At 67.0% G+C, this 13,627-nt stretch carries 10 protein-coding genes; 4 read left to right on the top strand and 6 right to left on the bottom strand.

The features are described from left to right. The first annotated feature begins 13 nt into the window (after positions 1-13). On the top strand, positions 14-706 hold the full coding sequence (locus QX039_RS02995; protein ID WP_315758372.1) for a YoaK family protein: 693 nt from the start codon (positions 14-16) through the stop codon (positions 704-706). Between the two features lie 8 nt (positions 707-714). On the opposite strand, the gene QX039_RS02990 is transcribed toward QX039_RS02995, so the two are convergent. Continuing rightward, positions 715-4,026 carry a CHAT domain-containing protein gene (locus QX039_RS02990; RefSeq protein ID WP_315773342.1) on the bottom strand — a complete coding sequence of 1,104 codons (3,312 nt, stop codon included), beginning with the start codon at positions 4,024-4,026 and terminating at the stop codon, positions 715-717. A gap of 314 nt (positions 4,027-4,340) precedes the next feature. Between QX039_RS02990 and QX039_RS02985 the strand changes: the two genes are divergently transcribed. Both QX039_RS02985 and QX039_RS02980 read left to right on the top strand, forming a co-directional pair. After that, positions 4,341-5,606 (top strand): HlyD family secretion protein, encoded by a 1,266-nt coding sequence (locus QX039_RS02985; RefSeq protein WP_315738861.1) that lies wholly within the window; start codon positions 4,341-4,343, stop codon positions 5,604-5,606. Between the two features lie 13 nt (positions 5,607-5,619). Next, positions 5,620-7,200: a DHA2 family efflux MFS transporter permease subunit gene (locus tag QX039_RS02980; protein ID WP_315773341.1), complete on the top strand. Its 1,581-nt coding sequence runs from the start codon at positions 5,620-5,622 to the stop codon at positions 7,198-7,200. A gap of 123 nt (positions 7,201-7,323) precedes the next feature. Here QX039_RS02980 and QX039_RS02975 read toward each other — a convergent pair whose 3' ends face one another. Genes QX039_RS02975 through QX039_RS02960 form a run of 4 tightly spaced genes read right to left on the bottom strand, consistent with a single transcriptional unit; the run spans position 7,324 to position 12,009 of the window. Further along, on the bottom strand, positions 7,324-8,175 hold the full coding sequence (locus QX039_RS02975) for a fumarylacetoacetate hydrolase family protein (RefSeq protein WP_315773340.1): 852 nt from the start codon (positions 8,173-8,175) through the stop codon (positions 7,324-7,326). A gap of 9 nt (positions 8,176-8,184) precedes the next feature. Further along, positions 8,185-9,507 carry an MFS transporter gene (locus tag QX039_RS02970; protein WP_315773338.1) on the bottom strand — a complete coding sequence of 441 codons (1,323 nt, stop codon included), beginning with the start codon at positions 9,505-9,507 and terminating at the stop codon, positions 8,185-8,187. Between the two features lie 33 nt (positions 9,508-9,540). Then, positions 9,541-11,091, bottom strand: a complete 1,551-nt coding sequence (locus QX039_RS02965) for a bifunctional 3-(3-hydroxy-phenyl)propionate/3-hydroxycinnamic acid hydroxylase (RefSeq protein ID WP_315773337.1) — start codon at positions 11,089-11,091, stop codon at positions 9,541-9,543. A 24-nt stretch (positions 11,092-11,115) separates the two neighbouring features. Beyond that, on the bottom strand, positions 11,116-12,009 hold the full coding sequence (locus QX039_RS02960; RefSeq protein WP_315738856.1) for a VOC family protein: 894 nt from the start codon (positions 12,007-12,009) through the stop codon (positions 11,116-11,118). A 174-nt stretch (positions 12,010-12,183) separates the two neighbouring features. Here QX039_RS02960 and QX039_RS02955 point away from each other — a divergent pair, with 174 nt between their 5' ends. Further along, positions 12,184-12,900 carry a GntR family transcriptional regulator gene (locus QX039_RS02955; RefSeq protein ID WP_315712735.1) on the top strand — a complete coding sequence of 239 codons (717 nt, stop codon included), beginning with the start codon at positions 12,184-12,186 and terminating at the stop codon, positions 12,898-12,900. A 2-nt stretch (positions 12,901-12,902) separates the two neighbouring features. Here QX039_RS02955 and QX039_RS02950 read toward each other — a convergent pair whose 3' ends face one another. After that, positions 12,903-13,559 carry a TetR/AcrR family transcriptional regulator gene (locus tag QX039_RS02950; protein WP_315738855.1) on the bottom strand — a complete coding sequence of 219 codons (657 nt, stop codon included), beginning with the start codon at positions 13,557-13,559 and terminating at the stop codon, positions 12,903-12,905. Positions 13,560-13,627 lie beyond the last annotated feature (68 nt).

Below are 13,627 nucleotides of genomic sequence, written 5' to 3'. Positions count from 1 at the left end.
AAGGTAGGACCACATGTCGCAATTCGTGTCACGCAACGTTGTGCCGCTGCTGCTCAGCGTCAATGCCGGCTATGTCGACACGGCCGGCTTCCTGGCGCTGCAGGGCCTGTTCACTGCGCACGTCACCGGCAACTTCGTGACGCTCGGCGCGGCGCTGGCGCTCGGGACCTCGGGCGCGGTCGCCAAGCTGCTGGCGCTTCCGGTGTTCTGCGTGGTCGTGATCGCGACACGCCTGACCGGCACCTTGCTGTCGCGGCGGGGGGCGCGCGCCTTCGAGATCCTTATCGCGGTCAAGCTCGTGCTGCTGATCCTCGGCGCCGCGCTCGCGGTGCATTTCGGCGCGTTCCATGATGGCGACAGCCGCGAGGCGATCATCACCGGCATGGTGCTGGTCGCGGCGATGGCGATCCAGAACGCCGTGCACCGGATCCATCTGCCGACCGCGCCGCCCTCGACCCTGATGACCGGCACCACGACGCAGGTGATGATCGATCTCGCCGACAGGATCTATGTCGGTGACAAGGGCCAGGCGCCGCCGCCGGCGCGGCTCATGCAGATGGCCATCAACGTGCTCGCCTTTGCGCTCGGCTGCGGCGCCGCCGCGCTGCTGTTCGTGCGCCTGGGCAGCTGGTGCTTCGTCGTGCCACCGGTCGTTGCCGCGCTGGCTCTCGTCGTGCGTCTCGCCGGGCCGGAGCCGGCGCGCTGAGGACGCTGTCAGGTGCCGGTGCCGAGCGCCGGCTGCACGTTCGGCGCGGGGGCCGTTGGCGGCAACCGCGGCAGTGATGGCGCGACCTGGGTGTCGCCGTCGCAATGGACCGCGTAGAGCAGTCCGAGCGGGTTGCCGTGCTCGCGGAGAAATTCCCGGCGCAGGCTGAGGAACGTCTCACCCAGCGGTACGCCGTCGAGAAAGCTCTCGAAGAAGCGCTTCGCCCAGGCCGTGGCGAAGATCGCCGGCGTCTTGCATTCCGTCCCAACCACGCCGCGCGCGCCCTTGGCCATGAAATACGGCACGAAGCCGTCGTAGAACGCCGGCGACAATTCGGCCGACTCGCAGGCGTTGATGAAGACGAGGGGATTGCCGGGAAGCAGCTTGCTGGTCGGGGCGTCCAAGCTGAGCTCGCCCAGCGTGATGCCGGCATCGGTCAGCACCAGGCTGGAGCCGTCGGGACCGCCGGGATCGTCGAGGCCGGTCGCCCGGGCGTGACAATAGAGGTAGAGGATCTGGTCGTTGGTGGTCTCGTCGGCCAGCGCCTTGACCAGCTCCTTGCTGGTCGTGCGCGAGACCACGTGGACGTTGCGGCGTGCCGCCTTCTCCGCGACCCAGAAGCGCTGCTGCTGGGCGACGAGGTCGGCGCCCATCTGCCGGTCGATGTTGTCGTTGACGTTGACGCTGATGCTGAGTTCGGGCTTGTCGCTGGGGATCAGGCAGTCGGAGACGCGCGGCGTGTTCTGCATCGGGATCTGCTCGATCACGTGGCGCATGCCGATGAAATTGTCCCAGTCGAGCTTGGCGCCGGCCGAAGCATCGCCGACATAGAGCAGGCCCCACGGCACCGTGGTCGCCTCCGCCACGATCTGCAGCTTCAGCCGCCTGGAGCGGTCGCTGGTCAGCTTGCGCAGGAATTCGCCGATGTCCTTGGAATCCTGCGCGGCGGCGGGGCCGAAGAACAGCTTCGTGAACAGCGCCGCTCCCGCGCGCGCCATGATCGTGAGCGCGGCGTCGCGGTCGGCATCGGCGATGTCGATCCCGCTCTGGAAGACGAAGCTTCCGGCCGCGTTCTGATAGGTCACGACCTTCATGAGCTCCTGACGCGCGATCTCGATCGACTTGGCGAGGTAGTCCGGCAGCAACGGCAGCCGGGCGCGCACCGTGACGGGCTTCCAGACGAGACAGTCGTAACCGCCCGCGATCGGCATGATCGACAGGCCGACGTCGCGCGGATTGAGCACGCTGGCGGAGGAATAGGGCCGGCCATGCGCGCCCTCGACGCGGGGCGAGGGCGCCGCGCCGACATCGATGACGAGGTCCATCTGCTGGACGAAATTGCCGTCCTTGTGGACCGTCGCCCGCAGCGCCGACGGGCCGAATTTCTTCGGCGACAGGTCGAACCGCGCCTTGTTGCGCGACTTGCCTGTACGCGGCAGCCGCAGCAGGCGGCTCTTGTCCGACAGCTCGAAATCGTCGCTGTCGAGCTGGATGGTCAAGGTGACATCGGACGTCCCTTCCGGGAACAGCTGCTCGTCGGCCAGCGGCACCGACGAGACGCCGCTCTGCTGGATGTCGACGTCGAAAGCAAAGGTGTACCACTGGCCGGGCTTCAACGGCGCATCGAGATCCTCGAAGCCGGCGTTGATCCAGCGCTGCTCGCCGGGCGGATAGGCTTTGCGGTTCTCGAACGGGGGCGGCTGCGCGACCGGCGGCGCCGGCACCCATTGCGGATATTGCAGCTGAACCTGCTGCTGCTGGTCTTCCTGCTGCCGTTGCTGACCCTGCTCCCGCTGCTGCTGCTCGCGTTGCTGCCGCTGGGCCGGCTCGACCTGCTGCTGATCCTGCTTCTGCACCTGCTCCGGGAACGGAGCACTCTCGAACGTCCGCTGCCGCCAGAGCTGCTGATCGAAGTGGCGGATGTCGCTGCCGAGCAGCCCGCCGCCCGGGCCGGGTTGCGGCCGCACGGCCATCGGCGCGGCCAGGATCGCAGCCCAGAAAGCGTGCGCCACTTCGGGGTGGGCGATGTCGCTGTGGGCGCCGGCCGCGCCGCCGCCGTTTCGGATGATGCGGCTCGCCTCGATGTTGTAGACTTGGCCGCTGCCGAAATCGTAGCTGAAACCGACATCCTGGATCGGCATGTCGACGATCCCCAGGGGATGCGTGCCGCGGACGCCGAAGCTGCCGATGGCGCCGTACAGCGGATAGTCGGTATCGAGCAGATATTGCTGCTTGAGCCGCGCTCCGAGCGGGTAGAACCATCCGTTGGCCCGGTCGTAGCTCGAGCGGGTGGTCACGAAGGCGCCGCGCACGAGCCCCTTGAGCAACGTGCGCCGGAAATAGCCCTGCGTCGGCGCGGCCTGCGGAATGCTCTCGGCATAGCACCACAGCGACAGTGCGCCCTGGACCAGGAACATCGTCTCGACTGGACGCGGCAGCGCGCGGCCGTCGGGCGTGCCGGCGACGGCCGCCGACACGACGATGCAGCCGAAGCTGTGGCCCATCAGGTGAACCCGGGCCGTGGGCGCCGCCTGCTGCAGTCTGACGAGGACATCATGAGCGCCGGCCTCGCCGAACTGGCGCGCGCGATCCTTCATCTTCCAGAACGACAGGATGCGGAGCGGCGCCAGCAGCGCGTCGCGCAGATCATCGCCGAGGCCCAGCGTCCCGGCGGTTGCGTCGGCCGGCGCGCTCCGCGCCTCGCTCACGATCACGGACGGATCGAACCGGTCCTGCTCGGCGCCGGGGCGTCCGCTCGCATCGCCCATCGCAAGGCCGGCCGCGGCGAACAGCCTGAGATAGGCATCGCGCATCGCGTCCGGCAACGTGGCCGCCGCCGGCGCAATGCGCGCCTGCTCGAGGATCGAGCGGATGTCGGCGCGTGCCGCCGGGGTGTCGGCAATGCGGGCCGCATAGCGTTCCACCTCCGCCTCGAGCGATGCCGCCGGTGTGTCGGCGGACAGCAACCCGCCGCCGCCCGATGGCAGCGTCTCGTCTCCGAACGGCAGGCTCGGCCAGTGCAGTCCGATGATGACGGGGGCAAAGCCGGGACGCTGCCGCGCGGCGGCGAGCCGATCCGCTTCGAGCGCCGCCATGGCGGCAAGCCAGCGATCATACTGCTCGATCGCCGCAGGGACGTCGCCCATCCAGCCATGGCTCAGCAGAAGAATATCGGTGACCGCCCCGCCCAGCGTCTGGAGGCGGTTCACCACCATCTCGCTCGCGAGCGAACCGTCGGCCTCTCGCCGCTCCTGCCCCGTCGCGTCGAAGGCGATGAGCACGTATTGCAGGTCTGAGCCTGGTACCTGACGGACGGGCATGCGCGCCTCGCAATATGACCATGTCGGCACCCGCTGTGGTGCTTGGTTGCCGACCCTAACAATTTCTTATTATGCGTGTGTTGTATTTAGCCGAGTTCATCGAGTCAACGCGATGACGTGAGGCTGCAACCCCGGCTGCGTCACGCAGTTGGTCCTGCTGACGGCGGACCGCGGTGAAGGCGCAGGGGATCGCGCGCCGGCGGCCTCCGATGACGAAAAGTTTAGCTGTCCGCATCGCGGTCCGCCATTGCATCCCATCTGCATAATCCCCAATTCTAGAAACGAAACGGTTCCGTTCTATTCAAGGAGACGTGATGACACAGCAAGCTCTGTCATCGGCTGAGGTCCCATCGGCGGCCAACGACGGTCCGGCGGTCTCGGCCCGCGATCGTGCCGTGCGGCAATGGCGCGGGGATGCCTCCGGCGAGACTCCGCAGCAGATCGAGGCCAAGGCGCCGGCTGCGGAGCCCGGCCCGTCGCCGACGGAGCACGGGCAGCGCCAGGAGGGGTCCCGGAGGAGCCTGATCCGGCGGCATCCGCTTGGGGCAGCGCTGGGTCTCGTGCTGCTGCTCGCCGTCAGCGCCGGCGGCTACGTCTACTACGATGCGGCCGGTCGCTATGAGACCACCGACGACGCCTTCATCGCGGCCCGCCAGTTCTCCATTGCGCCAAAAGTCTCCGGCTACATCACCGCCGTCCCGGTCACCGACAACCAGCACGTCAAAGCCGGCGACGTGATCGCGCGCATCGACGATCGCGACTACAAGACTGCGCTGGCGCAGGCCGATGCGCAGGTGAAGTCGGCGCAGGCGGCGATCCGCAACATCGATGCGCAGATCGAGGTGCAGCAGGCGCAGATCACCGCGGGCCAGGCCCAGGTCGAGCAGGCCCAGGCCGGGCTGACCTTCGCCGAGCAGCAGGCCAAGCGCTATCAGGACCTCGCCCGCACCGGCTCCGGCACGGTGCAGAGCGAGCAGCAATACACATCGCAGCTCCAGCAGCAGAAGGCGGCGCTGACCTCGGCGCAGGCCAACCTCTCGGTCGCGCAGCGCCAGTTGGAGTCGCTGAAGGCGCAGCGCGAGAGCGCCGAGGCCAACCTCACGCAAGCCCAGGCACAGAGCGACCAGGCGCAGCTCAATCTGTCCTACACCACCGTGACCGCGGCGCAGTCCGGCCGCGTCGTCAATCTCAGCGCCGCCGACGGTCAGTTCGCAGCCCAGGGCACGGCGCTGACGATGTTCGTGCCAGACGAGGTCTGGGTCACCGCCAACTTCAAGGAAACCCAGCTCGACCAGATGCGCCCCGGCGAGCCCGTGACCTTGGAGATCGATGCCTATCCCGAGCGCGAGATCCGTGGCCATGTCGCCAGCGTGCAGTCCGGCTCGGGCCCGGCCTTCTCGTTGCTGCCGCCGCAGAATGCGACCGGCAACTATGTCAAGATCGTGCAGCGCGTGCCCGTGAAGATCGAGATGGACGATCCGCCGACCGACGTCGCACTCGGGCCGGGCATGTCGGTGGTGCCGACCGTGCGCGTCGATCCCAAGCCGTCGCTCTATGAGCGGCTTAAGGCTGCGCTGTGAGAAGGCTGATGCCATGAGCGAGGCCGCTGCTCTCTCCGCGCCGCGCGCCGGCAGTCCCTGGATCATCGCCGTGCTGGTTGCGCTCGCGACCTTCATGGAGGTGCTCGACACCACCATCGCCAACGTCGCGCTGCCCTATATCGCCGGCGGCATGGGCGTCAGCCAGGACGAATCCTCATGGGTGGTGACGACCTATCTCGTCTCCAACGCGATCATCCTGACGGCGTCGAGCTATCTCGCCAAGCGTTTCGGCCGCAAGACCTTCTTCCTGCTCTGCCTCGGCCTGTTCACCGTGAGCTCGGTGCTGTGCGGCTTCGCCTGGAATCTGCAGGTGCTGCTGCTGTTCCGGATCATGCAGGGCCTCGGCGGCGGCGGCATGGTGCCGGTGGCGCAATCAATCCTGGCCGACTCCTTTCCCCCGGAAAAGCGCGGCCAGGCCTTCGCGCTGTTCGGCGTCGCCGTCGTCGTGGCGCCGGTGGTCGGCCCGACGCTCGGCGGCTATCTCTCCGACAACGCGTCGTGGCACTGGTGCTTCCTGATCAACGGCCCGGTCGGTGTCGGTGCCATGATCCTGATCGGCCTGATCCTGCAGGAGCCGGCCGCAGTCACGGCGGAGCGTCGCAAGCAGGCGCACGGCTTCGATGTCGTCGGATTCCTTCTCGTCGCGACCTTCCTCGGCGCGCTCGAACTGATGCTCGATCGCGGCCTGGAGGACGACTGGTTCGACTCGCGCTTCATCATGGTCACCGCCGCGGTCTGCGTCGCGGCCTTCATCGCCATGATCCCGTGGGAGATGAACCAGAAAAGTCCGACGGTCGATGTCCGCATGCTGGCGTCGCGCCAGTTCGGCGCCAGCTTCCTGGTGATGCTGGCGACCGGTGCGATCCTGCTCGGCACCACGCAGATGCTGCCGCAGATGGTGCAGCAGGATTTCGGCTACACCGCGACCTGGGCCGGCCTCGTGCTGTCGCCGGGCGGCCTCGTGACGATGGCGATGATGTTCGTGGTCGGGCGCCTCTCAGGCAAGGTGCAGCCCAAATACATGATCATGACGGGCGCGGCCGTCGTGGCGTTCGCGATGTACGACCTCACCCGGGTCTACGCCAATGTGGATTTCTGGTTCTTCGCCGAATCCCGCATGCTGATCGGAATTGGCCTGCCGCTGATCTTCCTGTCGATCACCACGGCGTCCTACAACGGCATCCCGCCTGAGAAGACCGATCAGGCCTCGGCGCTGATCAACGCCGCGCGCAACACCGGCGGCTCGATCGGCGTGTCCTTGGCGGCCAACATCCTGGCGCACCGTGCGCAGTTCCACCAGAGCCGGCTGGTCGAGAATGCGATTCCGTCCAATCCGGCCTATCAGGACACGCTGCACCAGTTGACCAACTACTTCACCGCGCATGGCAGCTCGCTGGTCCAGGCGCAGCAGCAGGCGCTCGCCTGGATCGGCCAGACCGTGCAGATGCAGTCGTCGCTGCTCGCTTATGTCGACGTCTACTGGGCGCTGATGCTGATCTCGCTGTCGGCGATTCCGCTGGCGCTGACGCTCCGCAAGGTCAAGCTCGGCGGCGGGCCGGCGATGGCGCATTGAGTAGGCACTGTTGTTCGGCTGTCATTCCGGGGCGATGCGCAAGCATCGAACCCGGAATCTCGAGATTCCGGGTTCAGCCCTGGCGGGCTGCCCCGGAATGACGGTCAAGAACATCAGGGGCCCTCACAGCGTCTCGTCCGCGATGCCGTTCCGCAGCAGACCGATGCGGTCGATCTCGACCTCGACGATGTCGCCGGGCTTCATCCACAATGGCGGCGTGCGGCGGGAGCCGACGCCGCCAGGGGTGCCCGTGGCGATCACGTCGCCGGGCTCGAGCCGGGTGAACGACGAGCAGTATTCGATCTGGCGCGGGATATCGAAGATCATCTGGCTGATCGTGGCGTCCTGAACGACCTCGCCGTTGAGCCGGGTCTGCAGCCTGAGCGGGCCGAGATCGTCGATCTCGTCGGATGTGACCAGCCACGGGCCGAACGCGCCGGTCGCGGGAAAATTCTTTCCCGGCGTGAACTGGTGGGTGTGGCGCTGGAAGTCGCGGACGCTGCCCTCATTGTAGCAGGCATAGCCGGCGATGTGCTGCCAAGCCTCGCTGCGCGGGATGTAGCGGCCGGGCTTGCCGATGACGACGGCGAGCTCGCCCTCGAAATCGAGATCGGTCGAGACGCGCGGGCGGATGATGTCGGTGAGATGCCCGGTCTGGCTGTTGGCGAAGCGGCCGAACACCGTGGGGTTCTCGACCTCGGAGCGGCCGGTCTCCTTGCGGTGCGTCTCGTAGTTCAGGCCGATGCAGAGGATCTTGTCCGGGTTCGGGATCACCGGCAGGAAGCTGATGGCGGAGAGCGGATACCGCCTCGCGCCCGAGGCCGCTGCGGCCGCCTCCTTCAGCGCGTCCGCTGCGATCGCCGATTTCAGGTCGGGGAAGCGGTCGCGCAGGATAGCACCGAGATCGGCGATCTCAGTGCCCTCGACCAGTCCCCAGGTCGGCGCATTGTCGATGGTGAAGCTTGCAAATCTCATCCGATGTCCTCAGGTCGAAACCGCCGCTACGGCGGAGGGAGAAGCCGGTTCTTGCGCCGATTTCGCGAAGCGCGCGATGGTGCGCTCCGGGAAGATCAGCGCGAAGGCCGAGATGGCACCAACGATCAGCACGCCGGCGGTGAATGTCATGGCGTGGGCGTAACCGAGCGGCGCGTTGTTTCCGGCCTCGCCGACGATCCAGCCGGTGAGCGCATTCGACACCAGCGCGGATGCCGCGTTGCCGGAGTAGATCACGACGATGAGCCGGCCGCGCTGGATCGCCGGCGCCACGGCGCCGAGCGCGACGGGGCCGAAGATCGTGGTGAGGCTCGGTGCGGCGAAGGCGATCGCGATGCAGGCGAGCTGCAGCGGACCCGTCGTGACGATGCTGAGCAGCAGCGCACAGCCGGCGGCGAGCAGCGCGAGGCCGGAGGCGTGGCCGAGGCAGGCGCGCAGGCTGAAGCCCTTGCGCTGCAGAACCTGCGTCAGCCAGGAGCCGCCGAGCAGCAGCGGCGACTGGAACAGATAGATCCCTGAGATGATCCAGCCGACATCGACCTGCTTGTAGCCGAGCCCGAGCTGCAGAAAAGGCGGCAGCCAGGTCGCGGACATGCCGACGATCCAGTACGACGCGGTCGACATGATGATGACGCCGATCACGGTCGGATCGGCCCACAGCACGCGCGCCGGCAACGCCTTGTCCTTCGCCGCCGAAGCCTCCGGCGCAAGGGCGGAGTAGGGGCCTTCGCCGCCGACCAAGAACCAGCCGAGCATCCAGGCGAGGCCGAGCAGGCCGCAGAACAGGAAGCCGGTGCGCCAGCCATAGCTCACGATGACATAGGTCAGGATCGGACCGCCGGCCAAGAGACCGACGCTGATGCCCTGCAGCACCACGGCGCTCGGCACGCTGCGCCGGTCGGCGGGAAACCAGTTGTAGCAGGCGTGCAGCGCGGTCGGCAGTCCCGGCCCTTCGCCGGCGCCGAGGATGATGCGGCAGATCACCAGCACGGCGATCGAGCCGGAGAAGAAGATCGGGATCTGCGTCGCCGACCAGACGCCGGCCATGATCAGGAGCAGCCATTTCACCGGGAAGCGGCCGACGACGAACATGCCGACCGCCATGCCCGACAGCGAGAACAGCAGGAAGAAGCTGCTGCCGATCAGGCCGAACTCCTTCGGGCTCAGACCCAGCTCCTTCATCATCGGCACGGCCGAGAGGCCGAACACCAGCTTGTCGAAGAAGTTCAGCGTCTGGAACAGGAACAGCATGACGAGGACGGCGATCGCGCGTCCTCCCACACTGGGTCTGGCGGTGTCGGATGATGTCGTCATGGCGTTTCCCCGTTTGATAGTCTCTTGTTTTGATTAGTGCAGTCGTTCGTTCAACTCGCTCAGCAGCGCGGCGAGCTCCGGCGCGTCCGTCGCGACGCCGTAGACATAATGGTCGGGTCGCACCAGCGCGGCGCTGCAGCCGTGGCGTTCGAACCAGCGTGCGACGACGGCGCTCTCCTCGTGCAAGCCGTGACCGCCGATGACGATCACACTGATCCCGGCGTCGCGGGTGGCAGCGTCGATCGAGCTCGAGTTCAGCGCACCCCGCCCGTCGAGGACGAGCCGCCATCCGGTGCCGGCGACGATATCGAGCAGGGCACGCCCGCCATCACCGACGATCCAGGGCTGCGGAAACAGCGTGCCATTGGCCGCGTTTGCCTTGGTCGCGAGCAATCCCTGCGTCAGCGGCGGCACGATCTCCTGCCGGGTGATGGTGCGCGGCACGCCGCCGCCTTCGGCAAGGATACGCGCATCGCGTGCCGCTGCGGCCTCCGGATCCTGCTCGCAGATGACGCGGCCGATCGCCTTGATGCGCGTGGTCAGCTCGCGCACATGCGTGCTGCGCTCGATCTCGTAGCTGTCGAGCAGGGCCGCGGTCGATTGTCCGCGCAACACGCGCGCGAGCTTCCAGCACAGATTGGCGGCATCGCGCAGGCCCTGGCACATGCCCTGGCCGATGAAGGGCGGCTGCTGATGCGCGGCATCGCCGGCGAGCAGGACGCGGCCCTGGCGCCAGCGGCTTGCGACCAGCGCATGGAAGCGATAGCTTGCCGCGCGCCACAGCGTGGCGTCCTCGGGCCTGAGCCAGGGGGAAAGCAGCTGCCAGACCTGCTCCGGCTGCTCCATCGCCTGGCGGTCTTCCCCCGCTCGCAGCATGATCTCGAAGCGACGATGGTCGCCGGGACCCATGATGTAGGTGGTCGGACGCGCGGGATTGCAGAATTGGGCTGCGGTGGCCGGGAGCTTGCTGACGCCGCCGTCATTCACGAGAAGATCGACCACCAGCCACGGCTCGTCGAAGTCGAGATCGTCGAAGCTGATGCCGAGCTGCTGGCGCACGGTGCTCGAGGCACCGTCGCAGGCGATGACATAGTCCGCGGTGACCTCGCGCATCGTGCTGTCCGCCCGCTGCAGCGTGATGGTCGCCGCCGTTGCATCCTGCCGGATTGCGACGAAGGTCGTGCCAAGCTCGACCGTGACGGAAGGACAGCGGCGAACACGATCGCGCATCACCTGTTCGACCGGCGGCTGCGTGAACACCATGCTCGGCGTGTAGCCGAGAGGATAGGGCTCGCCAACCATGTCGATGCGGCGGATCAACTGCCCTTGCGCGCCGAAATGCTCGGACGCGGGGAACGGCGCGACGTAGCGGCTGACTTGTTCGGCGATGCCGAGATTGTCGAACAGCCGCATGATCTCGTGATCGAGCGCGATCGCGCGCGGCTTGTCATAGATGTCGATAGCGCGGTCGATCGCGAGCGTTTTGATGCCCTGCGTGCCGAGCAGGCTCGCGGCGATGGCGCCGGTCGGACCGAAGCCGATGATGACGGCCTCGAAATGCTTGTGATCTGACGTGGCGGACATGGAAACTCGGAGTTGGAGAATGAGTCAGGCGGCGTAGCCGACCGCGAGCTGCGCGGCCTTGACGTGCTCGGCCTTGGGCGGAGCGATGCCCCATTGATCGGTGCGGCCGGGCGGCCAGACCCAATGCTCCGGCCCGCGCACGACGTAGTCGTCGTCGACCTGCAGCACCTCGGCGGTGTATTCGATCACGGTGCCGACAGGATCGATGAAGTAGGCGAAGACATTGTCGCCGGGGCCGTGGCGTCCGACACCCCAGGCGATCGGATGACCGGCATCGATCATGCGGCCCGCGCCGCGCATCACGCCCTCCCAGGTCGGCATCAGGAAGGCGACGTGGTTGAGCCCGTTGACCTTCGCCGCAGCGATCACGACGGCATGGTGGTCCGAATTGCAGCGAACGAAGGCCATCGCCGCGGAGCGGTCGGTCAGGCGGAAGCCGAGCGCCTTCTGGTAGAATGCCGCCGAACGATCGACATCGGTGCTGTTGAGGTTGACGTGGGCGAGCCGCTCCGGGAGCTCGGGCCGCGGCGGCTTGGCGTCGTGCCTGATGTCGCCATGCACGAAGCGCAGCACGCCGCCTTCGGGGCCGCGCAGGCTCATGATCACGCCGCCGTCGGGGCCGAGGTTCGGCGCTGGCGCTGCGATCAGCGTCGCGCCTTCATGGATGGCGTTGCGGCCGACGGCATCGAATTCACTGGAATCGGCGAGGCGGAATGTCACCGCCTGCAGCTCGGTGCGCTCGCTCCGGTGCAGCGCCACGACGTGATGGTCGCTGCCGGTTGCACGGAGGTAGACGATGCCGTGGGCCTCAGCGACGCGCTCCAGCCCCCAGGTCTGTCGATAGAACGCTTCCGAACGCGCGAGATCTGGCGTGCCCAGATCGACGCTGCGCAGAGCCGCGACCGGAAACCGGGTCATGAGCGTGTCCTCCTGCGCGATGCCCGGGTGAGGACGCGCGACGTTTCTGTCCATGGCCGGCGAAACCGGCTCGCCCCTTTTATTACAGAAAAAATCGAAATCAATCAGAATTTATAAATTTTATGTTCTGTGGCCCGGCTCTATATATGTCGTCTGATTCAGAGGAGATCGGACGTGGATGCGGTTTTGGAGGCCGAAGGGCAGGGCCCGTCGACCCAGGCGAGTCATGTGTATGACCGGCTGCGCGAGGACCTGCTGTCCGGCCGGCTGGCGCCGTCGCGCAAGCTGCAGATGCGGTTTTTGACCGAGACCTATCAGACCGGGCAGACGCCGCTGCGCGAGGCGCTCAACCGCTTGACTGCCGACGGACTGGTCGAGGTGCGCGAGCAGCGCGGCTTCTACGTCAAGGACATCAGCCGCGCCGAGCTCGCCGAGCTGACCAAGACGCGCTGCTGGGTCGAGGCGCTGGCGCTGCGCGAGTCGATGGCGGCGGCGACGCCTGATTGGGAGGAGCAACTGGTGCTGGCGCAGCATCGGCTCAGCCGCGCGCCGCGCTCGCTCAGCGCGACGACGTTCGAGGACAATCCGGAGTGGGAGAGGCTGCACCGGATCTATCATCGGGTCCTGATCTCGAACTGCGGTTCGCAATCGCTGATCGCGTTCTGCGGCCAGCTTGCCGACCAGCTCTATCGCTACCGCCGGCTGTCGATCCGCAAGGCGTTTCCGTCACGCCCCGTCGGCGATGAGCACGCCGACATCGTAAACGCCGTGCTCGACGCCGACACCGAACGCGCGGTTGCGCTGCTCACAGCGCACTATCAGCGCACCGCGGACGTCATCCTGCAGGACGAGACGATCTTTCCGGAGCTGCGGAAGGACAAAAAGATTTAGGATCACGTCGTCGCGGCGAGGAAGAAGTCGACGCGCTTCTCGACATGCGCCTGGGCTTCCTTCTTCAGGGCGCGCATGTCCTCGCCGAGCAGGCTGCGAATCAGCACGGCGAACACGACGAGATCGAGGAAGATCCGTGCGCTGTCCTCGATGCGGTCGGCCGAGAAGGCGCCCTTGCCGGCGAGACCTTCGGCGCGCGCGAGCTCGCCGATCGCATGGCTCACATTGCAGGTGGCGCGCTTGCGCGCCGTGTCCTGGATCTCGAGCGTCAGCTCGGGAAAGCGCGGACTTTCCGCAATCGCGGTGCGCATCAGGCCGATCGTGTCCTCGACGAAGGCGCGCTCGATCAAGGTGAGCCCGAGGCTGATCAGCCGGGCGCGGAAGGTGCGGCCCTGCGGCACCAGGTTCTCATACTGCGTGTTGCGCGCGGCCTGGCGGCCGATGACGGCCGCGAACAGCGCGGCCTTGCTGGGAAATCGCGCGTAGATGGTCGGCTTGCCGGCGCGCGCGGTCTGCGCGATCTCGTCGACGCTCGCGCCTTCGAAGCCGTTTGCGAGGAACACGGTCTTTGCCGCGTCGAGAATGCGCTCCTCGACCTCGCCGGCACGTTCGAGCGGAGGCCGCCCCACCTTGCCGCGCGCCGTCTTGGAAGCAACCATTCGATCCGCCATGGCTTTCTTTCGAGGCCTTTGTGTTCCCGTCCTGTTTGGCACAGGGGTCGGGATTG

It is taken from the genome of Bradyrhizobium sp. SZCCHNR1043 (genome assembly GCF_032489675.1).
Taxonomy (GTDB): domain Bacteria; phylum Pseudomonadota; class Alphaproteobacteria; order Rhizobiales; family Xanthobacteraceae; genus Bradyrhizobium.
The sequence above is the reverse complement of the archived record's forward strand: the minus strand, read 5'-3'. Positions and strand labels throughout refer to the sequence as shown.